Source organism: Palleronia rufa (assembly GCF_000743715.1).
Lineage (GTDB): Bacteria > Pseudomonadota > Alphaproteobacteria > Rhodobacterales > Rhodobacteraceae > Palleronia > Palleronia rufa.
In genome coordinates this window covers 722,342-746,952 of record NZ_JQEY01000001.1, presented here as the reverse complement: position 1 = coordinate 746,952, position 24,611 = coordinate 722,342, and the positions used below count along the sequence as shown (strand labels likewise).

Here is a 24,611-nt window from a genome sequence, read left to right as displayed (position 1 = left end):
GTCAGCGCTTTCTGATCTTTGGGTTGATGAGACCGTAGAGCAGATCGACGGTCAGGTTCACGATCATCACGATCACGGCGATCATCAGCAGCCCGCCCTGCACGACCGGATAATCGCGCCGGAAGATCGAATCGACCATCCACTTGCCGATGCCGGGCCAGGAAAAGATCGTCTCGGTCAGGATCGCGCCGGCCAGCAGCGTGCCGACGCTGAGCCCGATCACCGTGATGACCGGGATCATGGCGTTTCTCAGCGCATGGAGTCCGTTGACCCGGCCCGGCGACAGTCCCTTGGCGCGGGCGGTGCGGATGTAATCCTCCGACAGCACCTCCAGCATGGCCGAGCGGGTTTGCCGCGCGATCACCGCCAGAGGGATCGTCGCCAGCACGATGGAGGGCAGGATGAGGTGGCTGACGGCGCTGGTGAACGCACCCTTCTGCCCCGACAGCAGACTGTCGATCAGCATGAACCCGGTCACGTCGTCGAAGTAGTAGAGCAACCCGATACGCCCCGAGACCGGCGTCCAGCCCAGATTGCCGGAGAACACGATGATCAGGAGCAACGCCCACCAGAAGATCGGCATGGAATATCCGATCAGCGCCGTGGACATGAGCGCGCGGTCGAAGAACTTGCCGCGGTTCACTGCGGCGATCACCCCCGCCGGCAGGCCCAGAGCCGTGGCGATGATGATGGCCACGATCGACAGCTCCATGGTCGCGGGAAAGAGCGAGAAGAACTCGTCCCACACGGGCCGGTTGGTGATGAAGCTCTCGCCCAGGTCGCCCTGAAGGACCCCCGTGAAATACTCCCAGAACTGCACCCAGAGCGGCTGGTCGAATCCGTACTGGCTGCGCAGTTCCTCATAGCGCTCCGCCGATACGCCGCGCTCGCCGGCCATGACGACGATCGGATCGCCCGGCAGGACGCGGATGAACGCGAAGGAGATCAGCGTGACCCCGATGAAGGTCGGAACGAAGGTCGCCAGCCGAGAGAGAAAGAATTTCAGCATCGGATCACCCGCAATTCCCTGGGAAAGGTGGTCAGCGACCGGCTTGCCGTGTCGGTGACGAGCAGGTCGTCCTCGATCCTGACGCCGAAGCCGCCGGGCGCGTACAGGCCAGGCTCGTTCGTGAAGACGCAGCCGGGTGGAAGGACGAACCGGTTGCCCCGCATGATGTAGGGCGCTTCGTGAACATCTCGACCCAGGCCATGCCCGGTCTTGGTGCGGATGCGGTCCGCGAAGGGAGAGTCCTCCAGCACGGACGTCGCCGCGTCGTCGATGTCATGGGCGGTGGCGCCGGGCCGGGTGGCGGCGTGGCCGGCGGCATTGGCGCGCAGGACCGTGTCATAGACCTCACGCGCCTCCGCCGACGGGTCGCCCACGAAGACGGTGCGGGTGATGTCGGCGCAGAAACCGCCCCAGCGCGCACCGAAATCCAGCAAGAGCGCGTCGCCGGGCCCGATCCGGTAGTCGGGACGGGCGTGGGCGTGGGGACGGGCGGAGTTGTCGCCCGCCGCGACGATGGGGCCGAATGCCAGCCCCTCGGCGCCTTGGGCAAAGAGCGCGCCCAGCAGCCGCGACTGCACCTGGGTCTCTGTCTGGCCGGGCGCGGTGTCGTGCAGCACCTCTTCGAGCGCCGCCTCGGAAATGGCCACGGCGCGCTCCAGTGCCGCGAGCTCCTCCGGCGTCTTGACGACACGGAGCGCGCCGATCCCGGCCTCATGGTCGCGGATGTCGAGCGTGCCGTAGGCGTTGCGCAGCGCGTGGTGGACGAACACGCGCATCACCTGCCCCTCGACCGCGACCGACCGGAGCGGCAGGTGCGCCGCCAGGGCCGCGAAGGCGGCGTCGTGGCCGGTCTGGTCGCGCCAGTCGAAGGTCTCGCCCTCGAAGCCAAGCGCCGCCCAGGACCCCAGCTCCAGGTTCGGAACCACCGCGGCAGGCGGCCCGTCCACCGGGATGACGACGACGAGGGGGCGTTCGTTGGTGTGGAACTCGTGGCGCATGAGCCGCGCGAAGTTCGGGCCCGGCACAAGGGCCACGGCGTCCACACCCAGCGCCTCGGCCAGCGCGCGATATTCTGCGAATCTGTCTGTCATGGAACGGAAAACGGTCCGGGCGCGGGATGTGCGCCCGGACCCGTGACCGGCCTATTCGGCCAACGACACGGTGTCGAAGAGGTGCCCGCCCAGCGGGTTGATGATATAGCCCTCAACCTCGGAGCGGACCGGCATGAACACCACCGAATGGGCGATGGTGGCCCAGGGCGCCTGGTCCTTGAAGATCACCTGCGCCTCTTCGTAGTTGGCCGCGCGCGCGTCCTGATCGGTCAGGGTCTTGGCCTCCTGCACCAGGCTGTCGAACTCCTCGTTGCACCATTGCGCGCGGTTCGACCCGCCCACGGCGTCGCAGCCCAGAAGCACGGCCAGGAAGTTGTCCGGATCGCCGTTGTCGCCCGTCCAGCCCAGCAGCACCGCGCCGTCGCGGTCCTCGGCCTTGGACCGCTCAAGATACTCGCCCCATTCGTAGGACACGATTTCCACGTCCACGCCGATCTCGGAGAAATCCTCCTGGATCAGCTCGGCCATGCGGCGCGCGTTGGGGTTGTAGGGGCGCTGGACCGGCATCGCCCAGATCTTCATGGACAGGTCCGAAACGCCGGCCTCCTCCAGCATCTTCTTCGCCGCCTCGGGATCGTAGGGATCGTCCTCGATGCTCTCGTTGTAGGACCACATGGTGGGCGGAATCGGGTTCTTCGCCTTCTCGGCCTGACCGCCGAAGATCACCTCGATGATGGCGTCCTTGTCGATCGCCATGTTCAGGGCCTTGCGCACTTTCGGATCGTCGAAGGGCGCCTGCGTGGTGTTGTAGGCCAGATAGCCGACGTTCAGGCCTTCCTGCTGGAGCAGGTCCAGATCCGGATTCGCCTTGATCGAGTCGATGTCCGCGGGGTTCGGATAGGGCATCACGTGACACTCGCCGGCCTGGAGGCGCTGGAGCCGTACGCTGGCGTCGGGCGTGATCGCAAAGACCAGATTGTCGACCTTCGGCTCATCCTCCTTCCAGTAGTTTTCGTTCTTGGAATAGCGGATCACGGCGTCGGTCTGGTAATCCTCGAACACGAACGGACCGGTCCCGATGGGCTGCTGGTTCAGCATTTCGGGCGTTCCGGCCGCCTCCATCGCGTCGGCGTATTCCTTCGACACGATAGAGGCGAAATCCATCGCCATGTTGGCGATGAACGGCGCCTCCGGGCGGGTCAGGTTGAACCGCACCGTCATGTCGTCGACCTTCTCGATCGATTCGATGAGGTCGGGCATCGACATGGCGTTGAAATATTCCCACGACCCCTCGCCGTTCTGCCGCTCGAAGCTGTAGATCACATCGTCGGCGTTCAGCTCGCGGCTGGGCGTGAACATGTCGTTGGAATGAAACTGCACGCCGGGGCGCAGCTTGAACGTCACCGACATGCCGTCCTCCGACACCTCCCAGCTTTCGGCCAGGCCGGGCTCGACCTCCGTCGTGCCGGTCTTGAACTCGGCAAGCTGGTTGTAGACCGTGTGGCTGGAGGCGTCGAACGTGGTGCCGGCGGTGTAGAGTGCCGGGTCGAAGCCTTCGGGGCTGCCTTCGGAACAATAGACAAGCGTCTGCTGCGCGTGGGCGGCGCCCGCGGCGGCAAGCGCCAGGGCAGAGGCCGCAAGGATGGTGCGGAGGGTCATGGATGTCTCCCTGTTGATGGTTTGCCGGATCGCGATGCCCGACTTTGGTAGGCGGAGTTTGGCAATCCCGCCGGGCAGGGTCCAGTGCCTGCGTGACGGTAATTTCGTCAGGTACTGAAGAGTTGGTCGGCCCCGGGCGGCGGAGGGCGCGAAATTGGCGCCGCTGCGATCGTCCGTCCGGCGAAGGCGGCCGGGAACGGCGCGGTCGCGCGGCGCGTTTTCCTGCCCAGAACGATTGACGCGGGCCGTGTGGCGGATCATGCCTGTCTGCGGTTCGACCCAACTGGCGGAGTCTCCCGATGAACGTGGTTCCCAACGACCTCAGCGCCTTCTGGATGCCGTTCACGGCCAATCGCCAGTTCAAGTCCGCCCCGCGGATGCTGACCGGCGCCGCGGGCATGTACTACCGCTCCGACGACGGGCGCGACATCCTGGACGGGACCGCCGGGCTCTGGTGCGTGAACGCCGGCCACTGCCGGCCGCGCATCGTGGAGGCGGTGCAGGCGCAGGTCGCGGCGCTGGACTACGCGCCCGCCTTCCAGATGGGCCACCCGGCGGCGTTCGAGCTGGCCGGCCGTCTGGCCCAGCTGGCCCCAGAGGGGTTGGACCATGTCTTTTTCACCAATTCCGGGTCCGAATCGGTCGAGACCGCGCTGAAGATCGCGCTGGCCTACCACAAGACCCGGGGAGAGGGCGGCCGCACCCGTCTGATCGGCCGTGAGCGGGGCTACCACGGGGTGAACTTCGGCGGCATCTCCGTCGGCGGAATCGTCAACAACCGCCGTGTCTTCGGCCCGCTGGTGCCCGGCGTCGATCACCTGCCCCATACCCATATTCCCGAAAACGCCCATACCCGTGGTCAGCCCGCCCACGGCGCCCATCTGGCAGAGGATCTGGAGCGGATCATCGCGCTCCACGGCGCCGAAACGGTGGCCGCCGTGATCGTGGAGCCGATGGCGGGCTCGACCGGCGTGCTGCTGCCGCCCAAGGGCTATCTGGAGCGGCTGCGCGAGATCACGGCGAAACACGGCATCCTGCTGATCTTCGATGAGGTGATCACCGCCTTCGGACGGCTGGGCGCGAGTTTTGCCGCAGACCGGTTCGGCGTGACGCCGGATCTCATCACCACGGCGAAGGGGCTGACCAACGGCACCATCCCCATGGGTGCGGTGATCGCGAGCGGCCAGATCCACGACGCCTTCATGCACGGACCCGAGCACCTGATCGAGCTGTTCCACGGCTATACCTATTCCGGCAATCCGGTGGCCTGCGCCTGCGCCATCGCGACCCTCGACACCTACCGCGAGGAGGGGCTGTTCGCGCGCGCGCTGGAATTGGAAGGCTACTGGGGGGACATGCTCCATGGCCTGGCGGACACGCGCCACGTGATCGACATCCGCAACATGGGCCTGATCGGCGCCATAGAGCTGGAGCCCATCGCGGGCCAGCCCACCCGGCGCGCGTTCCAGGCCTTTCTGGACGCCTTCGACCGCGGGGTGATGATCCGGACCACCGGCGACATCATCGCCCTGTCGCCGCCGCTGATCATCGAAAAGCATGAGATCGAGCGTATCGGCGAGACGCTGCATGAGGTCCTGTCGGCGCTCGACTGACCAAGGAACGGCAGGGACATGGCCGACGCGTTCCGCCCGCACCCTTCGCGATCATCTGGGCGTGAGACGCCGCGCCTTGTGCAGTGCCCTAGACGGTGCCGGAGCCTCCGGCCCCGACGGACATGTGGCGCAGTCCGCCGCCGCCGCGAGCGGCGCGGCACCGGCGGCAACAGGCCGCTGGACCGGACCGGCGCGGGCTACTTGCCGTAGTAGTCGCGGAACCAGGCCACGAAGCGGCGCACGCCCTCTCGGTAGTCGGTCGCGGGGATGGCGCCGGTCAGGGTCTGCAGAAGCGACGTGTCCGCCCAGGTGGCCGTGACGTCGCCCTTCTGCATCTCCATGTAGTTGCGGATCGCCTCTCGGCCGGTGGCCTCTTCGATCGCCTCGACGAAATCCAGCAGCTTCACCTTCTGCGAGTTGCCGATGTTGACCACCCGGAAGGGCGCGACCGGGGACAGGCTGTCGCCCTCCGGCACGGCGCCGTCGGCGGGCCGCTCCGGAATTGCGTGCATCAGGTCGGCGATGCCGGTCACCAGATCGTCCACGTAGGTAAAGTCGCGGTACATCTCTCCGCGGTTGTAGATGTCCAGCGGCCGCCCCTCCAGGATCGCGTCGCAGAACTTGAACAGCGCCATGTCCGGACGTCCCCAGGGTCCGTAGACCGTGAAGAAGCGAAACATCGTCACCGGCAGGCCCCACAGATGGGCATAGGAGTGGCCCATCGATTCGTTCGCCTTCTTGGTCGCGGCGTAGATGGTCAGCTGCGTGTCCGCCTTATCGGTTTCCGCAAAGGGCATGTCCTCGTTCGCGCCGTAGACGGAGGAGGTCGAGGCCATCATCAGATGCCGGACGCCCAGCTCCCGCGCGGCCTCCATGACGTTGAACGTGCCGATCACGTTGGACTCGATATAGGCGCGCGGGTTCTCCAGGCTGTAGCGCACGCCCGCCTGGGCGGCGAGGTGCACGATCACGTCGGGGCGGAACGCCTCTGCGGTCGCCATGACCGTCCCCGCATCCTCCAGCATCCCCTCCGTGAAGGAAAAGCCCGGGTTCTGGTGCAGCATCTGGTTGCGCCGGGTCTTCAGCGCGACGTCGTAGTAGCTGGTCATCCCGTCGAAGCCGTGGACGGCGTGGCCACGCTCCAGCAGCAGGCGTGACAGATGATAGCCGATGAAGCCGGCGCTGCCGGTGACAAGGACGCGGGGCAGGGCGGATGCGTCGGTCATGGAAGACTCCAGGTAGAAATTCCTGCCCTGACGTCGCGGATTGCCGGCCGGGGGTCCAGTGCGCAGTTGGTTCAGGCGTTCCAGACAACCTGCCCCGAATAGGTCAGGTCATACCCCGAAAGGGAGGAGGCCATCGCGCGGAACTCCGCGCCGCGGCAGAAGTCCATCAGGCGCTGGAGCGGCGGATCGAACCACGCGGCGCGGTCCACCAGCAGGTCGAACCGCTCCTCGATCACCGGGACGAACCCCAGCCCGTAGCGCCGCGCCAACGCGGCAAGGCCGAAGGCCGCGTCGGCGCGCCCGTCGGCCACCGCCTCGGCGGCGTCGGCCTCGCTCCGTGCGACCGGGGTGGCGGGCAGGTCGTCCGCCGTCAGCCCCGCGCGTTCCGCTTCTACCTGCCAGAGGATCTGCGCCCCCGATCCGGCCTGCCGCGGGACGACGCGGCGGCCCGCAAGGTCGGCGACGCCCGACACGCCCGTTTCGTCGCGCCCCAGGATCAGCCCGCGCTGGCGGCGCGCGACATGGATCAGCGCCGCGTTTCCGTCGCCGCAGGTCTCTTGCGCGGCCCAGACGTTCCAGGTGCCCGTTTCCGGGTCCAGCAGGTGCAGCCCGGCGGCGACCCCCTCCCGGGCGCGGAACCGCGCCAGCCCGTCTCGGCTGCCGTCGAGATAGCTGGCGAGCCCGGCCCGGGACTGCCGCAGCGCCCAGTCCAGCAGCGGATCGTGGCTGCCCAGCAGCACCGCGGGGCGCGCCGAGGGGGCGACGCCCGGCCCGGAAGAGGCGGCCTCGATCCAGGCGCGCACGGCGTCGGCGGGGAACAGCAGCTTGCCCGTCGCGCGCGAGCACGGCACCGTCCCGGACGCGGCCAGATCGTACACCTTGCGCTCTTTCACGCGCAGCAGATGGGCCAGTTCCGGCACGGTCAGGTAGTCGGGCGCGGTCATGATGGCGCCGGCGCGTTGGGGTGAAAGAGCTGCTGGCCGTTCACCTCGAACCCCGCGATGGCCGCCTGACCTTCCGCCGACACCAGCCAGTCGACGAAGGTCTGCGCCTCTTGCGTGTGGACGGACGGGCAGGCCCGGGGCGACACCGGGATCACCCCGTACTGGTTGAAGAGCGCGGGGTCGCCCTCGACCCAGATCCGGTGGGACTGCGGGTTGGCGAAGCTGACCCATGTCGCCCGGTCGGTGAGCGTGTAGGCATCCATGCCGACGGCGGCGTTGAGGGTCGCGCCCATGCCCGACCCGGTCTCGCGGTACCAGTCGCCGGACCCTTCGGACGGGTCGATCCCGGCCGCCTGCCACAGCGCCATCTCTGCCTTGTGGGTGCCGGACTCGTCGCCGCGCGACGCAAAGAGCGCGCCGGATCCGGCCAACCGCGCCAGGGCGGCGGCGGCATCCGCGCCGGCCAGCCCCGCCGGGTCGTCCGCCGGGCCGACGATGACAAAATCGTTATACATCAAGTCGGTGCGGGAGGTTCCGTAACCATCGGCCACGAAGGCCTCTTCATCCGGCTTGGCGTGGACAAGCAGCACGTCGCCGTCACAGTTTCGGGCGTTCTCGATGGCCTGTCCGGTGCCCACCGCGACCACGCGGACATCGATGCCCGTCTCGGCTTCGAAGGCCGGCAGGATCGCATCATAGAGCCCGGAATTGGCTGTCGAGGTCGTGGATTGCACCACGATGGGCCGGGTCTGGGCGAGGGCCGGGGTGCCAAGGGCGATCAGCGCGGCGGCGATGAGGGGGATCGGTGTCATGGTATGTGCCTCAATGGGAAAGGACGATGCGGCCTTCGATGTGGTCTTTGGCGGCCTGGGTTGCGGGGGTGGGAAAGAAGCGCGCGGCGGGACTGTGCTCGACCACCCGGCCGCGGTGCAGGAACACCACGTCGTCGGCCAGCCGCCGCGCTTGCCCTGCGTTATGGGTGACAAAGACGATCCGCGTGCCGGCGGCACGGGCCTTCAGCACCAGCCGTTCGATCTGCAGGCAGGCCGCGGGGTCGAGGCTGGCGGTCGGTTCGTCCAGAAACAGGATCTCCGGTTCCGTCGCCAGGGCGCGGGCCAGCGCCAGGCGCTGCTGCTCGCCGCCCGACAGCCGCCGGGCGGGCGTCGCGGCCTTGTCCGACAGGCCGACATGGGCCAGCAGGTCGTCGCGGCGGGCCTGGGCGTGGCGGGGCAGCACGAAATCCAGGTTCGCGGCCACCGACCGGCGCAAAAGCACCGGCGCCTGGAAAACCATGGCCTGCCGGCGCGTCACGGCAGGGCCGGGTGCCTGTCCGTTCCAGTCGATGCGTCCGGCGCCGGGCGTCTCCAGCCCGTGCAGAACCTTCAGCAGCAGGCTCTTGCCGGCGCCGTTCGGACCCATCACCACCGTGCATCCGCCGGGGGCCAGGTCCAGATCCACCCCATGAAGCCGGTCGGCGCCGCCGCGGGACAGCCGCACGCCGCGCAGGGTCAGCGGAAGAAGCGGAGGCTCAGCCATGGGATCGCCTGGCGGCGGACAGTTGCACGGTCTGCACCACCGCGTTGACCCCCAGCGCAAGGACCATCAGCACGATACCCAGCGCCAGCGCCATCGACAGGTCGCCCTGTGACGTTTCCAGCGCGATGGCGGTGGTCATCACCCGCGTCAGGTGGTCGATGTTGCCGCCGACGATGATGACGGCCCCGACCTCTGCCACCGCGCGCCCGAACCCTGCCAGCGCGACGGTCACCAGCGCGAAGCGCGCATCCCACAGAAGCGCGCGCACGGCCCTTCCCCTTGTGAGGGCGAGAGACCGGAACTGCTCGTCGTATTCGCCGTGCATGTCCTGGAGCACCTGCCGCGACAGCGCCGCGACGATCGGCGCGATCAGGATGGTCTGCGCCAGGATCATCGCGGTGGGCGTATAGAGCAGACCCAGAAAGCCCAGCGGACCGGCGCGCGAAAGCTGGAGGTAGACGACCAGACCCACCACCACAGGCGGCAACCCCATGAGCGCGTTCAGGACCACGATCAGCGCCTCCCGTCCGCGGAACCGCGCCACGGCGATCAGCGCGCCCAGCGGCAGGCCGATGGCGCAGGCCAGCGCGGCGGCGCTCAGGCTGACCCGCAGGGACAGAAGCACGATCTCGATCAGGTCCGCATCGCCGGACAGCACGAGCCGGAACGCAAGGGCGAAGGAACTGCCGAAATCCTGCAAGATTTACCACCCGTAGCTGCCCGTTCGTAGCAGGATAGGGCGACAATCCCAGCGGATGCAATGCGTTCCGGAACGGATGCGATGTCCGTCGCCACGTTCTTTTGCAAAATCATGCAGACCTTCCCGCGCGGGTTGCGGGGGATCAGTCCCGGCCGGCCCGTGCCAGAAGCGCGCGCGCCTGCTTCAGATGCGGCTGGTCCAGCATCCGTCCATGCAGCTGCGCCACGCCGCCGCCGGCGGCCTCCATCGCCGCGACGACCGCCCGGGCCCAGGCAAGGCTGTCTTCGGACGGGGTGAAGGTCTGGTTGATCGTTGCGCATTGTGCCGGGTGGATGGCCAGCTTGCCGGCGAAGCCGACCTCGAGCGCGGCGCGCGCTTCGGCGTCCAGCCCGCCCGGGTCGCGGAAATCGGTATAGACCGTGTCGATGGCCGGGACGCCCGCGGCCCTGGCGGCCATGAGCATCGCGTCGCGGGCCAGCACGAAGGGCGAGTGAAAGCGCCCCTTGGCGTCCTTGTTCGACAAGGCCCCCAGCTCGGCGGCCAGGTCTTCGGCGCCCCAGGACAGGCCGACCAGACGGGGATGGGTCCAGTCGCGCGCCATCAGCGCCTGCACCGCGCGGGGCGTCTCGGTCGCGATGGGCAGGATGGGCTGCCCGCCCGTGCCGCCCGCGTCGATGAGCCGGGCCAAAGTCTCGACATCCTCTGGGCCTGCACATTTCGGCAGCACGTAGCCGTCCGGCTGGGCGGGCTGGACGGCGGCCACGTCCGCCTCGGCCAGCCCGGTGTCGAGCGCGTTGACCCGCACGAAACGCGCCATGGGCGCGGGCCGGCCCAGAAAGGCCGCCGCGGCCTCGCGCGCCGCGGGCTTGGCACCGGCGGCGACCGAATCCTCCAGGTCGAGAATCAGCGCGTCGGCCTCAGACCCGGCGGCCTTTTCCATCTTGGCCATGCTGTCGCCTGGAACGAACAGCCAGGAGCGGTAAGCCATCCCGTTCACATCCGCTTCGCCACCTCTTCCAGCATCACCTCCGTGGCACCCCCGCCGATGGATTGCACCCGCGCGTCGCGGGACATCCTCTCGATGGTGCTCTCGCGCATGAAGCCCATGCCGCCGTGGAACTGGACGCAATCGTACATGACCTCGTTCACCAGCTCGCCCGCCAGCGCCTTGATCATCGACACCTCGCGCACGACATCCTCACCGCCCGCGGCCCGCGCGGCGGTGGAATAGATCATCTGCCGGCAGGCCTCGACCCGGGCGGCCAGCATCGCCAGACGCTGCCGGATCGCCTGTTTCTCCCACAACGGCGCGCCGAAGGCCTTGCGCTCCTTGAGGTACGCCACCGTCAGTTCCAGCGCGGCCTGGGATTCGCCCATGGCCATGGCGCCGATCACCAGACGTTCGTTCTGGAAGTTCTTCATGATCTCGTAGAAGCCGCGGCCCTGGGCGCCCAGCATGTTCGCGGCCGGCACGCGCGCATCGACGAACGACAGCTCGGCCGTGTCGGAACAGCGCCAGCCGTGCTTGTCGAGCGCGCGGGACACGGTGAAGCCGGGCGTGTCCTTCTCGACGACGAACATGGTTACCGACTGGCTGGGCCGCGCCTCGGGGTCGGTCTTGGCCGCGACGCAGTAGAGATCGGCGTTGACGCCGTTGGTGATGTAGAGCTTGGCACCGTTCAGCACCCAGTCGTCCCCGTCGCGTCGCGCGCGGGTCGAGATCCCCTTGACGTCGGACCCGGCACCCGGCTCGGACACGGCGATGGCGGTCAGGGTCTCTCCGGTGACGCATTTCGGCAGCCACTTTTCCTTCTGCGCCTCCGTTCCGGCGTTGAAGATGTGGATCGACGCCATGTCCGTATGGACCAGCGCCGAGATCGCCACCCCCGAATAGGTCGAGCGTCCCAGCTCTTCCGCCCAGATGACGGTGGCGCGTTCGTCCATCTCCGAGCCGCCGATGGCCTCCGGATAACGGATGCCCAGGAACCCCAGATCGCCCATCTTGCGGATCAGGTCGCGCGGGATGGCGCCCGCGGCCTCCCAGGCATCGCCGTGGGGGGTGATCTCCGCCGCGACGAAGCGGCGGATCTGGTCACGCAGCATCCGGTGGGTCTCGTCGAAGAGAACGGGACTGTCGTGGGCGGTGGCAAAGCCGGTCTCGGCGTTCATGGGCAGATTCCTCGGGTTGGTCAGCCCGTGCCGGGCCGTTTCCTCATCAGGGCGGCGCGGTCGCAGGTGCCGCACAACACATCGTCCTGATTGTAGCACTCATGGCGGAAGGTGACGATGCCGTCGTCGGGCCGCGACGCGCTGTCGCGTTTCGACAGCACTGTGGTGCGGACGCGGATCGTGTCGCCCTCGAACAGCGGATGGGGGAACTTGACGTCCGTCATGCCGAGGTTGGCGACGGTGGTGTTCAGCGTGGTGTCGTGGACGCTCATCCCCACCATGCAGCCCAGCGTGAAGAGCGAGTTGACGATGGGACGCCCGAATTCGGTCCGCGCGGCGGCATGGGCGTCGATATGCAGCGGCTGCGGGTTCATGGTCAGTAGAGAGAACCAGCGATTGTCGGTCTCGGTGATCGTGCGGGTCCATTCATGGTCGAAGACCATGCCGTTGTCGAAATCCTCGAACCACAGTCCGGCCATGTCGTGTCCTCCCCAGCCTGCATCGAACGCCGTGTCGCCGCGCGGCGCAAGCCGTCAGTGCGGCCTCCGGTCGCGCAGGTTGTCAGCCGTCAACTGGTCGATCCGGGTCCGGCCCATCAGCCGCATGTCCCGCGTGAGCTCATCGCGCATCAGGTCCAGCGCGCGTTCGACCCCCGGCTGCCCGGCGGCGGCCAGCGGAAACAGATAGTAGCGCCCCAGCCCCACCGCCTTGGCGCCCAGCGACAGCGCCTTCAGGACATGCGTGCCCCGCGTGACGCCCGAATCGAGGATCACGTCCAGACGGTCGCCGGCGGCCTGAACGACCTCTTCCAGCTGGTCGAACGGCGCGCGGGACCCGTCGAGCTGCCGGCCGCCGTGGTTAGAGATCACCACACCGGCGCAGCCGATCCCCGCCGCGCGGACCGCATCCTCTGCCGCCATGATCCCCTTGAGGCAGAACGGCCCGCCCCAGAAATCGACCATCTGCGCCACGTCGTCCCAGTCCATCGACGGGTCCAGCATGTCGGTGAAATACTGGCCGATCGACGCCGCACCGCCGCCCATGTCCACATGCCCGTCGAGCTGCGGCAGCGAGAAGGAGTCGTGCGTGACGTAGTTGATCCCCCACTGCGGCTTCATCACGAACTGGGACAGTCCCTTCAGGTTCAGCTTGAACGGGATCGAGAAGCCGGTGCGCTTGTCGCGCTCCCGGTTGCCGCCGGTGATGCTGTCCACGGTCAGCATCATCACCTCGACCCCGGCCTCCTTGGCGCGCTCCATCATGGCGCGGTTGAGCCCCCGGTCCTTGTGGAAATAGAACTGGTAGACCTGCGGCGTGGCGTGTTTCTTGCGAACCTCCTCCAGCGACACTGTGCCCAGGGACGAAACGCCGAACATGGTGCCGAACCGCGCGGCGGCGGCGGCGGTGGCACGCTCTCCGTCGTGGTGAAAGAGCCGCTGCAGCGCGGTGGGCGAACAATAGACCGGCAGATCGAGCGTCTGGCCCAGAACCCGCGTGGTCAGGTCCACCGCCTCGACGCCCCTCAGCACGTTGGGCACCAGGTCCACCTCATCGAAGGCGGCGGTGTTGCGGGCCCGCGTCACCTCATCGTCGGCTGCGCCGTCGATGTAGTCGAAGATCGGCCCCGGCAGGCGGCGCTTTGCCAGGTCACGAAAATCGTGGAAATTGTGGCAGTCGCGCAGGCGCAGCGGCATGGGGGTGATCCTTTCGTCCCGGCTGGATGTAGCGGGGCAGGCGCGGGCCGCAACCGGTGCGGGCGCTGGCGCGGGCGGGTCGGCCGTGTCAAAGAGGACGCGCGGAAACTGGAAGGGGCGTCATGTATCTGGGACTGGATCTGGGCACGTCGGGGGTCAAGGCGCTTTTGATCGACGGGGATGGCGCGGTGGTCGCACAGAGCGGGGCGGCGCTGACGGTCAGCCGCCCGGAGCCGCTCTGGTCCGAGCAGGATCCCGCCGACTGGATCGCGGCGGCCGGCGGCGCGCTCGACCGGCTGTCGGCTGCGCACAGCCTGTCGGGCGTCGCGGGGATCGGCCTGTCGGGGCAGATGCACGGGGCGGCCTGCCTCGACGCTGCGGACACCGTGCTGCGCCCCGCGATCCTGTGGAACGACGGCCGCGCCCACGAAGAGGCGGCGCGGATGGACGCCGAAGGACCGTTCCGCGAGATCACCGGAAATATCGTCTTTCCCGGCTTCACCGCGCCCAAGATCGCCTGGATGCGCAGCCATGAGCCGGACCTGTTCGACCGTATCGCCAAGGTCCTGCTGCCCAAGGACTACCTGCGCCTGTGGCTGACCGGCGCGCATGTGTCAGAGATGTCGGATGCCGCCGGAACCAGCTGGCTGGACATGGACAGGCGGGACTGGTCCGACGATTGCCTGGCCGCCACGGGGCTGGAGCGCGCGCAGATGCCGGCGCTGGTCGAGGGGTCCGAGCCGTCGGGCGGGCTGCGCGCGGAGCTGGCCCGGCGCTGGGGTATCGCGGCGGATGTGCCGGTCGCGGGCGGCGCCGGCGACAACGCGGCGACCGCGGTGGGCGTCGGCGTCACGCAGGAGGGGGAGGGGTTCGTGTCGCTGGGCACCTCCGGCGTGCTCTTCGCGGCGACGCAGGGCTTCCGGCCCAACGCGGAAAGCGCGGTCCATACGTTCTGCCATGCGTTGCCGGGCCGGTGGCATCAGATGGGCGTGATCCTCTCCGCCGCCTCGGCGCTGGACTGGCTGTCAGGTGTGACCGGCGCGACGGCCGGGGCGCTGGCGGATGAGATCGGGGACACGCCCATGGCGCCCGGGGCCGTGACCTTTTTGCCGTATCTCTCGGGCGAGCGGACGCCCCACAACGACCCCGGCCTGACCGGCACGTTCGACGGGCTGACCCATGCGACCGGACGGGCCGACCTGACGCGGGCGGTGCTCGAAGGCGTGACACTGGCGCTGCGCGAGAACCTTGCGGCGCTGGCGAAAGCCGGCACGTCGCTTGAGCGGATCACGGCGGTGGGCGGGGGATCGCGCTCGGCCTACTGGCTGGCCCTCATCGCCGCGGCGCTCAGGGTCGAGGTCGATGTTCCGGCCGCCGGAGAGCACGGCGCGGCGCTGGGCGCGGCGCGGCTGGGTGCGCTGGCCGCGGGGCGCCTGGCATCGGAGATCTGCGCGCCGCCCGGCATCGCCCGTACCGTTGCGCCGGACCCCGACATTGCCGACGCGCTCCGCGCGCGGTCCGACCGATTTGCCGCCCTTCGCGCGGCACAGCAGGACCGCCACAGGTCCTGAGGTTCCGGAAACGGCAGGGTCGGTGCTGCGACGCGCGGGCGGCGCATGGACGGTGCGCGACCCGGCGAATGCCCGACCGCCGCGGCCGGCCCCGGGCCCTGGTGACGGGCCGCAGTGCCGACGGGACCGCCCCCGATCCGCGGCGAAAGACCGGACCGGCCATACGGACGCGGGGTTGGCTATGCGGGTTCGGGCCTACGCGGAAGGGGCCGCCGGTCTGCCGCGGGCAGAGGCGCTTGCCGCTGCGTCGTCGGGCCGTGCAGCGGAATCCCCGCGCCGTTCCCGGCCCTTTGTCCGCGCCCTTCGGTGCCCGTCCCATGGCGGTGAACCGACCGGCCCGAGTGCAGAGGCCGACCCGGGCGTGCGGAACGGCGCGGGGCCGTTCCGGGATGCGCGCGGTCGTCCATGAGGCCGACCGTCGCTTGGCCGGGCGGGCGACGCATGGCGGGGTCGGGCCACGTGCGGGCCGAAAGGTTCCGACCGAGACGGAGACCGGACGGCATCGTGGCGCGAGACCGGGCATGGTGCGGGGGCGGTGTCCCGATGACGATGCGGTGGTCCGGCCACGTTTGGCGGGTGTGACGGACAGGGCCGCCGTGCACGTGCCCGCTCCGGCGCGGTGCCTTCGGCGCGCGGTTCCTGCGCGGCCGCGCCGGCGGGTGGCCAGCGATGCGGCGGAAGTCCGCGCGTCGGGTGTCACCGAAACGCATAGACGACCTCGTGCCGGTAGCTCTCGCCAGGGCGCAGGATCGCGTCGGGGAAATCGGGCCGGTTCGGCGCATCGGGCCAGACCTGCGTTTCCAGCGCGACACCGGCATGGGCTGGCAGGGCCTCTCCGCCGTGGCCGGTCATGTCCGCGGTTCCGCCGCCGTCGTAAACCTGGATGCCGGTCTCCGTCGTCTCGACGGTCATGGTCAGGCCGGTCGCCGGTGCCGAAAGCGCCGCGACCTCACGCAGATCGGTCCGGTTGCGGGAAAGGCAGAAGTTGTGATCCAGTCCCGCCTCGCCGATGGTGCGCGGCGCGCGGAAATCGAACGGCGTTCCGGCGACGGGGGCGATCCGACCGGTCGGGATGAGCGTGTCGTCCACCGGCAGATAATGTGCCGCGTCCACGCGGAGGCGATGGCCGCGCGCGTCGCCGGGGGCCAGACTGAAATACGCGTGCTGGGCGAAGCTGCAGGGCGTGGGCGCGTCTGTCGTGGCCTCTGTCACGATGCTCAGCCGCGCGGGCGGCGCGATGGTGTAGCTGACGCGCACCTCCAGCCGCCCCGGAAAGCCGTTTTGCCCGTCCGGCATGGTCAGCGCGAAGCCCGCCCGATCGGGACCGTGCTCTGTCAGGTGCCACACCTGCTGTTCTGCCGCGTGGGCGCCGCCGTGCAGCGTATGCCCGCCCGCGCCGTTCCGGTCGGTACGGATCTCATGACCGTCGAGCGTAAAGCGGCCATGGGCGATCCGATTGGCGAACCGGCCCACCATGGCTCCCGAATAGCCCATCGGGCCCAGGTACGGCGCCAGAGACGGCGCGCCCAGAACCAGGCCGAAGCCGATGCCCGCAAGGCGCAGATCCTGAAGCCGCGCGCCGTGGGTCAGGAGGGTGGCGGACAGGTCTCCGGCGGATATCGTCGCAGCCTCTACCGTCCTGCCGTCCGGCATGGTTCCGAAGATCATGGATCACCCTCCCTCCGGTGACGACCTAGCAGATCCGCGGCCGCTTCCCACCCGTCCGGCCAGGATGGCGCGGCTTGCGGCTTTGATGGATCAGGAAGCGGACGCTGTGGCCGTCCGGACTTGTGACATCGCCTTCCCGCAGACGGATCGGGGACAAGCCGGCCATCCGCACCATGCGGTCGGCTTCGTCCCGGCCGACCAGACCGACGAGCCGCCCGGAGGCCAGGCGAAACTCCGGGTTCTGCACCGGGCCCGTCCCATCCACGGAAATGTCGAGCCCCAGGTGCAGGACGCCGCCGGCGACAAGGGCCTCCGCCGCGCGCGCGATGAGGCCCGGCAGGGCGGCGCGCGGCGCGTGGATCAGCGAAAAATTGGCCCAGATGCCGCGGTAGAGGGGGATCCGGGGCAGGTCATCGAATGCCTCGATCCGCACGTCGATCCCCAGGCTCGACGCCAGCCGGGCCATGGCGGGGGAAATATCCGTCGCGGCCACGGCGATGGAAAACGACGCCAGTATCGCCGCGGTGTTGCCGGGCCCGCAGCCCCAGTCAAGCACGGGATCCTCCGTCGCGGGAAGGGCGTCGATGAACGCCATCAGATCCTCATCCGGAGAGGATCGGCTGACGCGGTCCGCGTATAAATCCGCGTTCGTCTCATACCACTCCAATGTGGCCCGATCTATCGTCTTCATGGTCAATATCCATTGCGCTATGGCGCCGGTATGCCATCCGGCGGGACCTGGCAGTGGACGCGGATCGGGCACGGGCGGGGCATTTCCCGACAACTCAACATGAGCGACGCGTTTCTCAGGCCGGCTCCAGCACCACGACGCTCTGCCAGCCGACGGTCAGGGTCAGCCCGTCGAGCGTCGCCGCGGCATCCGGCTCCGACTGGAAGGCGATCGTCCAGGCCCCCTCGGGGAGGGTCAGGGTGGCGTCGTCGCCGCCGTTGAACACGATCAGCATCCGCGCGTCATCCGCGCCCACATCCATGACCAGCGGCACCGCGTCGTCGGTCCAGTCGGTGTCGTCCAGGGCCGAGGCATCGGGACCGCGCCAGGTCACGGCAGCCTCGGCGTCGAACCGGGTGGCGTCGATCAGCGGGTGGCGGCGGCGGATCTCGGCCAGGGCGGCGACCGTGTCGGACAGGGCCTCGCGGCCAGTGTCCCATTGCGTCCAGCCGATCTCGTTGTCCTGGCAATAGGCGTTGTTGTTGCCGTCCTGACTGTTGCCGAGCTCATCGCCCGCCAGGAGCATCGGCACCCCGCGGCTGAGATAGAGCGTCGCCAGCATCGCCCGTGCCCGCCGCAGCCGCGAGGCCGTTACACCGGCATCGTCGGTCGGCCCCTCGATCCCCATGTTGTCTGACAGGTTGTGGTCGTGGCCGTCGCGGTTGCCCTCCTCGTTGGCCTCGTTGTGCTTGTCGTTGTAGGACACGCAGTCCCACAGCGTGAACCCGTCATGGGCGGCGACGAAGTTGATGGAGGAGGTCGCCGGCCGGTTGGAATGGTCGAATTGCACCGGAGAGCCGGAGAGCCGTTCGGCCAGCCGTCCCTTCAGGCCTCCCTCTCGCTTCCAGAATCCGCGGGTGTCGTCGCGAAACTTGTCGTTCCACTCCCGGAACGGCCAGGGAAAGCCGCCGACCCGGTAGCCGCCGTCGCCGATGTCCCAGGGTTCGGCGATCAGCTTGACCCGGCTCAGTACCGGATCCTGACGGATCGCGGCGAAGAAACTGCCCTCGCGCTCGAACCCGGTGGCTTCGCGCCCCAGGGTCGAGGCCAGATCGAAGCGGAACCCGTCCACATGCATTTCCTCGACCCAGTGGCGCAGGCTGTCCAGCACCATGCGCAGCACCATCGGGTGGGCCACGTTCACCGTGTTGCCGCAGCCCGTGGTGTCGTAGCAATGCCGCAGGTCGGCGCCGTGCAGGTAGTAGCTGGCGTTGTCGATGCCGCGGAACGACAGGGTGGGGCCAAGCTCTGAGCCTTCGGCGGTGTGGTTGTAGACGACGTCCAGGATCACCTCGATCCCGGCCTCATGGAAACGGCGGATGGTGTCCTTGAGTTCGCCCCATTCGCCGGACTTGAGATAGCGGCGCTCGGGCGCGAAGAAGTTGAGCGTGTTGTAGCCCCAGTAGTTGGTCAGGCCCTTTTCGACCAGGTAGCTGTCCTGGAGAAACGCGTGGATCGGCAGAAGCTCTATGGCGGTGACGCCGAGGCGCTTGAGATGATCCAGCACCGGCTGCGCGGCAAGTCCCGCCACGGTGCCGCGCAGATCCTGTGGCACTTCGGGGTGGAGCATGGTCAGCCCGCGGGCGTGGGCCTCATAGATCACCGTCTCACGCCAGGAGGTGTCGAGGGCGCGGGTCTCGTCCCAGTCGTAGGCCGGATCGGTGACGAAGCCCTTGGGCACGAAGGCGGCCGAGTCGCGGTCGTCGAAAGTGGTATCATCCCCGGTCGAGACGTCGTAGCCGTAAAGCGCATCGTTCCAGATCACCGAGCCGTCGAGCTGGCGGGCGTAGGGGTCGATCAGCAGCTTGTTGGGGTTGAAACGATGGCCGCCCTCGGGGTCGTAGGGGCCGTGGACGCGGTAGCCGTAGCGCTGTCCGGGACGGATGTCGGGCAGGTAGCCGAACCAGACGCCACCTTCCATTTCAGGCAGGTCGGCGCGGGTTTCCGTGCTGTCGGCGTCGAAGAGGCAGAGCTCGACGCCGGTCGCGTTCTCGGTGAACAGGGCGAAATTGGTGCCGTCGCCGTCATACTGGGCGCCCAGCCGGGCGGAGGACGCGGCGGACCGGTCGAATTTTGGATGTGTCACGGGGAAAGCGGTCCTGGATGGTAAGGGCTGACCGGCGATGAACGCATGTCGCGGGCTTGCGGTTCAATCGCAGCGGCGCGCGCCATGGGTGCACGCCGGCGCGGCGGATCGCGGCGTCAGCGATATGCGGGAATGTCGAAATCCGGCGGGGCGAGATCGAACCCGTCGAACCGGAACCCGGGGCTGACCGTGCAGCCGCACAGCGTATGGGAGCCGAGCGGTTCCGCCGCCTGCCAATGGTGGGCCGGAACGATGATCTGGGGCCGCGCGCCGGATGCAAGGTCAGGCCCCAGAATCCGCCGGCAGGCGGGACCGTCCCCGGTCGCGGACACGGACAGGGCAAGGGGGGCGCCCGCGTAGTGGTGCCAGATCTCCGCGGCGTCGACGCGGTGCCAATGGCTGCGTTCGCCCCGGCGGAGCAGGAAATAGATGCAGGTGCCGGCGGGGCGGCCTTCGCCATCGGCCGCCCAGGTCTGGCGGAAGTGACCGCCTTCGGGGTGGGGCGACAGTTCCAGCAGGGCGATGATCTGGTCGGCGGTCACGGCCCGTCCTCCAGGGATCGCGCCAGGGTGTCGAAATCCGCCGCGACCAGGTCCCAGTCCGCGTCCGGGGCAAGATCCGTTGCCTGGCCGGGGCCGTATTCCAGCGGCCGCGGCACGAAGGCGGTGGCCAGGCCGGCGTCCCGCGCGGCCCGGAGGTCGCCGTTGTGCGCGGCGACCATCATCACGCGGTCGGGCGGCAGCCGCAGGGCCGTGGCGCAGGCAAGGTAGACGGCGGGCGCGGGTTTGTAGTCCCGCGCCAGGTCCGCGCCGAGGATCGCATCCCAGGGCAGGCCGGCGTGGCGCGCCAGCCGCACCATGAGCGCGATGGATCCGTTCGAGCATGGCGCCACGATCCGGCGGGCGCGCATCCGGCGCAGCCCCGCGACCGTATCGGGCCAGGGGTCGAGCCGCTCCCACGCGTCGGCCAGCGTCGCGGGATCGGCGCAGGTCAGGCCGTGGCGGGCGAGCACCGCGTCCAGATTCTCGCGGTGCAGGATCTCGAGCGGGACGTAGCCGCGCGCGCCGTCGCGGATCCGGGCCATGGCCGGGTCGTATTCGGCGCGCCAGTCCAGCGCGACCGCGCGGCCGTCCGCGTTTGGCACCGCCGCCGCGACGGCGCGCGACACCGGGGTCAGCCAGTCCACGCAGGTTCCGAACACGTCGAAGATCAGCGCCTCTATCCGCATGCCGCCGGAACCTCCGCCCTTTGCCGATGTTGCTCCGTCAACCGCCATGATCGGAGTATGCCCATGTCACGTAAAGCCCTCGTCGCCGCCCTGTTCGCCACAACCCTGGGCGCCGGGGCCGCTATGGCCCAGTCCGGATCGCAGTCGGAGGCGGCGCGCCTGACGCCCGCCCCGCAGCCCGACTACATTACCGCCTCGATGCTGGAGGACGCGCGGATCGTGTCCCTGGAAGGCGACTACGATGAGAACGTGTGGGACGATGAGGCGCCGCTGGCGGCGATGGTCGCGGGGCTGACGGAGATCGGCGAGGTGGACGAGGTGGTGCTGACCCCCCAGGGTGTCGTCCAGGGTCTGACGACGGATGTCGGCGGGTTCATCGGGATCGGCCAGAAGGCGGTGATGATTCCGCTGGAGGACATCCGGCTGGCCCGCCCCTCCGAAGGATCCGACAAGGTTACGGTGGTGACGCGGCTCGACCGGGAGCGGCTGGAGGGTCTGCCCGAATTCGGGATCGACGACTAGATCCGGGGAACGTGCGGTGCTTCAGCGGCGTCGAGAAGCCCCAGCGCGCGGGGGTCGGGAAACACGCGCACCTCGCGCCGCTCGGCCTCGAACCCGGCGCCAAGGTAAAAGCGCAGGGCGTGGGGACTGTCCAGCGTGCAGGTGTTCAGGCGGATCGCCTGGGCGCCGCCGTCGAAGAGCATCGCCTGAACATGCGCCATGAGCCACGCGCCGATGCCGCGCCCCGTCGCGTCGGGGGTCAGACCGAAAAAGCTGATCTGCGGTACCGCGCGGTCGGTCAGATCCAGCTCCATCATGCCCAGCGTGCCGCTGTCCGCGCGGACCGTATAAAGGGCGACGTCGGGGTTCCGGAGCACGGCGGCAAGCGCGTCATCGTCGAGCATAAGCCGCGACGTCCAGAGCCAATCGCGCCCGATCAGCGTGAAAAGACGCCGGTAAGCGTCTGGAGACATTGACGGTTCCGGAAACAGAGAAATCCCGTCCGGCACAGCGCGGGCTGGCGACGCTGTGCGGCAGATCAGATGCGTGACGACCACCGCCAGGTGACCCGGGGGCACGGAGAACTGGCCTTCGGACAGGGCGGTATCGGTTTGGGGCATGAGCGTCTCACAGCGGGTGTCGCCGGGAGGTTAGGGCGCTCGCCGCCTCATTCCAGCCTGGGTTGCTCAGCTGTCGCGGCCGATGGGGCGCGGCTGGGGCGTCTCCGACCCGAAATCCTTGTCGTCCGAATAGACATCTTCCCCGACGGGGATGTGCGCGGCGGAGGCGCGGATATTTTCGCTGTCGCGGGTCTCATCCATTGCGACGTCGGCGGGCACGGCGCCCTGAAGCCATTCGGCCACCTGGCGGTCCGCCTCCGGACGCGCCAGCCCCTCTGCCTCGGCCAGGTGGGTCACGAACCGCTCCCGGTCGCCGTCCAGCGCCAGAAGGTCGTTCTCTTGCGTGGCCGGCCAGCGCTGCATGATCGCCTCTACGAAGGCGGGCCAGTTGCTCTTGACGGCGGTCCATTGCATGTCGGTCGATCCTTTCCGGGTTCGGCCCACCAATGCGCGCGCCGCCACCGGGTTCCGTCGCTCAGTCCAGATCGCCCATGTCGGGGGTGACCAGTTTGACCGTTCCCGTCACCGCGCCTGCCGCGAGGGTCACGGGCATGCGGACAAGCGCGCAGCCCGGCAGGGCCAGCACCGCCGCCAGCAGCACCGTGCGGATCAAAGGCGGTCCCGTACGAAGCGCGACGCGTCGGAAATATCCTCTCCCATGCCTTCGACGGTGCCGCACCCGGCCAGAAAAAGGCTAAGCAGGATCAAGGCCGTGCGGATCATTCCTGCCACCATACATCGGGCTGCCAGGTGAACCAGTCGCCATAGACCGACAGGCGGTCGGGATAGCGCAGATCCGCGTCATGGGCGATGTAGGAGACCGGATTATACCACACGGGCACCACGTAGCGGCCGGTGGTCAGCACCCGGTCCAGCGCCTTGACCGCGGCCACGTAATCCTCCTTGGAAGAGGAGGAGAGCATGGTGCTCACCAGCCCGTCGATGGCCGGGCTCTTCACGCCCATCCAGTTCCAGCTGCCGGTCTGGTCGGCCGCGGCAGAGCCCCAGTAGAGCAGCTGTTCGTTGCCCGGGGACAATGACAGGCCCTTGAGATACCACGCCATGTCGAAATCGAACGCGTTGGCGCGCTCCTGAAACTGGGCGCTGTCCACGACGGTGATGGTGGGGCTGATCCCCAGCCGTCTGAGGGCCGCGGCATAGAGATCCACCACCTGCTGCGGTTCGTTGGCGCCTTGCTGCAGCAGGATGTCAACGGTAAAGGCCTCTCCCTCCGTGTTACGCAGCGCGCCGTCGTCGGCGACGCTCCAGCCGGCGTCCTGAAGCTGCGCCAGCGCCTTGCGGACATTGCCGCGGTTGCGTTCCGTGCCGTCGCTTTCGGGAAGGGAGTAGCCCTCCAGCGCGCCGGGCAGCAGATCGTCCTGGTACGGGATCAGCAACTCCTCGACGCGGCCCTCCGCCGGACCCATCGCCATCGCAAGCTCGGAGTTCGAGAAATAGGAGGTGATCCTGGGCAGCTTGCCGCCGTTCAGCACCTGGTTCACGAACTCGAAGTTGAACGCCTGGATCATCGCGTCGCGCACCCGCCAGTCGTCGAACGGGGCGTTGCGGGTGTTCATGACCAGCCCGGCGATGCCGGAGGGGCGCTGATGCGGGATCTCCGATTTCACCACCTCACCGGACTGGACGCGCGGAAAGTCGTACTGGGTGGCCCAGCGTTCGGCGTTGGTTTCGCGCAGCGTGCTGATCAGCCCGCCCTTGAATGCCTCCGACAGGGCGGTGGCGTCGCCGAAGAACTCCATCCGCACCTCGTCGAGATTGTTCAGGCCGCGGTTGAAACCCAGATCCTGTCCCCAGTAGTCGGGGTTCTTTTTCAGCGTCACGTACCGCCCGGGCTCGAAATCGTCGATGACATAGGGGGCAGAGGAGATCGGCACGGTGGTCAGGCCCGAATCGGCGAAATCGACGCCGTCCCACTGGGCTTTCTTCAGGATCGGGCGCATCCCCATGATGAGCGCCAGCTCGCGGTCCTCGACGTTGAAGGTAAAGCGCACGCCGCGTGTCCCGACCGCCTCTGCCTTCTCGACTTTCTGCCAGGCGCCGCGATAGCGGGGGTGTCCTTCGGTGCCCAGGGTCTCGTAGGACCACAGCACGTCCTCGACCGTCACCGGCGTGCCGTCCGAGAAGGTCGCCTCCGGGCGCAGCTGGAACTCCACCCAGGAGCCGTCCTCGGCCACGTCGATGGTCTCTGCCAGCAGACCGTAGAGAGAGAACGGCTCATCGTAGTTGCGCCCCATTAGCGATTCGGACGCCAGAAAGCGCAGCATCCAGGGCACCGTGCCCTTGAGGATGTGCGGATTGAGCGAGTCGAAGGAGCCGACCTCACCGGTGACGATCCGGCCCCCCTGCGGCGCGTCGGGATTGGCGTAGGGCAGGGCGGTGAAATCCTGCTGAAGCGCGGGCTCACCGAACATGGCGACTCCATGGGCCGGCTCTGCCAGGCTCGTCGCCGGAAAGATCAACGTGGCAAGGGCGGCAAGCCGACCGGCGCGGGTCAGCAGAACGGCGAGACGTGTCATGGTTTGCTGCTCATTGTTGGTGCTTTTGACGTGCAGCGTAAGGCCGGAACCATGCGTATTCAAACTTT

The 24,611-nt window shown here is 68.5% G+C and carries 25 protein-coding genes; 3 read left to right on the top strand and 22 right to left on the bottom strand.

All coding sequences use genetic code 11. From position 1 onward, the window contains the following. Nucleotide 1: 1 nt before the first annotated feature. Genes KW83_RS03510 through KW83_RS03500 form a run of 3 tightly spaced genes read right to left on the bottom strand, consistent with a single transcriptional unit; the run spans nt 2 to nt 3,720 of the window. Nucleotides 2–1,009 carry an ABC transporter permease subunit gene (locus KW83_RS03510; RefSeq protein WP_036174409.1) on the bottom strand — a complete coding sequence of 336 codons (1,008 nt, stop codon included), beginning with the start codon at nt 1,007–1,009 and terminating at the stop codon, nt 2–4. Next, nucleotides 1,003–2,100 (bottom strand): M24 family metallopeptidase, encoded by a 1,098-nt coding sequence (locus tag KW83_RS03505; RefSeq protein WP_036174408.1) that lies wholly within the window; start codon nt 2,098–2,100, stop codon nt 1,003–1,005. Before KW83_RS03505 ends, KW83_RS03510 begins: the two co-directional genes overlap by 7 nt. A 51-nt stretch (nt 2,101–2,151) precedes the next feature. Then, a complete protein-coding gene (locus tag KW83_RS03500; RefSeq protein ID WP_036174407.1) occupies nt 2,152–3,720 on the bottom strand; it encodes an ABC transporter substrate-binding protein in 1,569 nt (522 codons plus the stop codon). A gap of 299 nt (nt 3,721–4,019) precedes the next feature. Between KW83_RS03500 and KW83_RS03495 the strand changes: the two genes are divergently transcribed. Then, nucleotides 4,020–5,333, top strand: a complete 1,314-nt coding sequence (locus KW83_RS03495) for an aspartate aminotransferase family protein (RefSeq protein WP_036174406.1) — start codon at nt 4,020–4,022, stop codon at nt 5,331–5,333. A 197-nt stretch (nt 5,334–5,530) separates the two neighbouring features. Here KW83_RS03495 and KW83_RS03490 read toward each other — a convergent pair whose 3' ends face one another. From KW83_RS03490 to KW83_RS03450, 9 genes are all read right to left on the bottom strand, one after another. Continuing rightward, on the bottom strand, nt 5,531–6,559 hold the full coding sequence (locus KW83_RS03490; RefSeq protein ID WP_036174403.1) for an NAD-dependent epimerase/dehydratase family protein: 1,029 nt from the start codon (nt 6,557–6,559) through the stop codon (nt 5,531–5,533). Between the two features lie 71 nt (nt 6,560–6,630). Beyond that, nucleotides 6,631–7,503 carry a helix-turn-helix transcriptional regulator gene (locus KW83_RS03485; protein ID WP_036174401.1) on the bottom strand — a complete coding sequence of 291 codons (873 nt, stop codon included), beginning with the start codon at nt 7,501–7,503 and terminating at the stop codon, nt 6,631–6,633. Next, nucleotides 7,500–8,315 carry a substrate-binding domain-containing protein gene (locus KW83_RS03480; protein ID WP_036174398.1) on the bottom strand — a complete coding sequence of 272 codons (816 nt, stop codon included), beginning with the start codon at nt 8,313–8,315 and terminating at the stop codon, nt 7,500–7,502. Before KW83_RS03480 ends, KW83_RS03485 begins: the two co-directional genes overlap by 4 nt. Before the next feature lie 10 nt (nt 8,316–8,325). Then, nucleotides 8,326–9,039, bottom strand: coding sequence for an ATP-binding cassette domain-containing protein (locus KW83_RS03475; RefSeq protein WP_036174395.1), 714 nt, complete (start codon nt 9,037–9,039; stop codon nt 8,326–8,328). Beyond that, nucleotides 9,032–9,739 carry an ABC transporter permease gene (locus tag KW83_RS03470; protein WP_036174392.1) on the bottom strand — a complete coding sequence of 236 codons (708 nt, stop codon included), beginning with the start codon at nt 9,737–9,739 and terminating at the stop codon, nt 9,032–9,034. The genes KW83_RS03475 and KW83_RS03470 overlap by 8 nt, the downstream gene beginning before the upstream one ends. 142 nt (nt 9,740–9,881) lie before the next feature. Then, a complete protein-coding gene (locus tag KW83_RS03465; protein ID WP_036174389.1) occupies nt 9,882–10,727 on the bottom strand; it encodes an HpcH/HpaI aldolase/citrate lyase family protein in 846 nt (281 codons plus the stop codon). A 5-nt stretch (nt 10,728–10,732) separates the two neighbouring features. Further along, nucleotides 10,733–11,908, bottom strand: coding sequence for an acyl-CoA dehydrogenase family protein (locus KW83_RS03460; protein ID WP_051928203.1), 1,176 nt, complete (start codon nt 11,906–11,908; stop codon nt 10,733–10,735). A gap of 20 nt (nt 11,909–11,928) precedes the next feature. Further along, entirely contained in the window at nt 11,929–12,387 is a 459-nt protein-coding gene (locus KW83_RS03455) for a MaoC family dehydratase (protein WP_036174386.1), read from the bottom strand. A 54-nt stretch (nt 12,388–12,441) separates the two neighbouring features. After that, the gene (locus KW83_RS03450; protein ID WP_235191348.1) at nt 12,442–13,602 is read right to left on the bottom strand and encodes an alpha-hydroxy acid oxidase; all 1,161 of its coding nucleotides are present in this window, start codon (nt 13,600–13,602) and stop codon (nt 12,442–12,444) included. A gap of 122 nt (nt 13,603–13,724) precedes the next feature. Here KW83_RS03450 and xylB point away from each other — a divergent pair, with 122 nt between their 5' ends. After that, on the top strand, nt 13,725–15,173 hold the full coding sequence (xylB, locus tag KW83_RS03445) for a xylulokinase (protein WP_036174383.1): 1,449 nt from the start codon (nt 13,725–13,727) through the stop codon (nt 15,171–15,173). 696 nt (nt 15,174–15,869) lie between these two features. On the opposite strand, the gene KW83_RS03440 is transcribed toward xylB, so the two are convergent. The 5 genes from KW83_RS03440 to KW83_RS03420 form a co-directional block, all read right to left on the bottom strand. After that, the gene (locus tag KW83_RS03440) at nt 15,870–16,841 is read right to left on the bottom strand and encodes an aldose epimerase family protein (RefSeq protein WP_036174380.1); all 972 of its coding nucleotides are present in this window, start codon (nt 16,839–16,841) and stop codon (nt 15,870–15,872) included. A 25-nt stretch (nt 16,842–16,866) separates the two neighbouring features. After that, nucleotides 16,867–17,532 carry a class I SAM-dependent methyltransferase gene (locus KW83_RS18990; RefSeq protein ID WP_051928202.1) on the bottom strand — a complete coding sequence of 222 codons (666 nt, stop codon included), beginning with the start codon at nt 17,530–17,532 and terminating at the stop codon, nt 16,867–16,869. A gap of 115 nt (nt 17,533–17,647) precedes the next feature. Continuing rightward, nucleotides 17,648–19,657: a glycogen debranching protein GlgX gene (glgX, locus tag KW83_RS03430; protein ID WP_235191347.1), complete on the bottom strand. Its 2,010-nt coding sequence runs from the start codon at nt 19,655–19,657 to the stop codon at nt 17,648–17,650. A gap of 116 nt (nt 19,658–19,773) precedes the next feature. Further along, entirely contained in the window at nt 19,774–20,199 is a 426-nt protein-coding gene (locus KW83_RS03425; protein WP_036174375.1) for a cupin domain-containing protein, read from the bottom strand. Further along, nucleotides 20,196–20,885 (bottom strand): haloacid dehalogenase type II, encoded by a 690-nt coding sequence (locus tag KW83_RS03420; RefSeq protein ID WP_036174372.1) that lies wholly within the window; start codon nt 20,883–20,885, stop codon nt 20,196–20,198. The genes KW83_RS03425 and KW83_RS03420 overlap by 4 nt, the downstream gene beginning before the upstream one ends. Before the next feature lie 63 nt (nt 20,886–20,948). Here KW83_RS03420 and KW83_RS18985 point away from each other — a divergent pair, with 63 nt between their 5' ends. Then, nucleotides 20,949–21,407, top strand: coding sequence for a PRC-barrel domain-containing protein (locus KW83_RS18985; RefSeq protein WP_161785443.1), 459 nt, complete (start codon nt 20,949–20,951; stop codon nt 21,405–21,407). On the opposite strand, the gene KW83_RS03410 is transcribed toward KW83_RS18985, so the two are convergent. From KW83_RS03410 to KW83_RS03400, 5 genes are all read right to left on the bottom strand, one after another. Beyond that, a complete protein-coding gene (locus tag KW83_RS03410; protein WP_161785442.1) occupies nt 21,404–21,859 on the bottom strand; it encodes a GNAT family N-acetyltransferase in 456 nt (151 codons plus the stop codon). The two genes, KW83_RS18985 and KW83_RS03410, sit on opposite strands and share 4 nt — an antisense overlap. Before the next feature lie 213 nt (nt 21,860–22,072). Then, on the bottom strand, nt 22,073–22,420 hold the full coding sequence (locus KW83_RS20875; protein ID WP_036174369.1) for a CsbD family protein: 348 nt from the start codon (nt 22,418–22,420) through the stop codon (nt 22,073–22,075). A gap of 61 nt (nt 22,421–22,481) precedes the next feature. Next, the gene (locus KW83_RS20870; protein ID WP_161785441.1) at nt 22,482–22,619 is read right to left on the bottom strand and encodes a hypothetical protein; all 138 of its coding nucleotides are present in this window, start codon (nt 22,617–22,619) and stop codon (nt 22,482–22,484) included. Further along, nucleotides 22,616–22,729, bottom strand: coding sequence for an entericidin EcnA/B family protein (locus tag KW83_RS20400; RefSeq protein ID WP_152563457.1), 114 nt, complete (start codon nt 22,727–22,729; stop codon nt 22,616–22,618). The genes KW83_RS20870 and KW83_RS20400 overlap by 4 nt, the downstream gene beginning before the upstream one ends. After that, the gene (locus tag KW83_RS03400) at nt 22,726–24,543 is read right to left on the bottom strand and encodes an extracellular solute-binding protein (protein ID WP_051928198.1); all 1,818 of its coding nucleotides are present in this window, start codon (nt 24,541–24,543) and stop codon (nt 22,726–22,728) included. Before KW83_RS03400 ends, KW83_RS20400 begins: the two co-directional genes overlap by 4 nt. Nucleotides 24,544–24,611 lie beyond the last annotated feature (68 nt).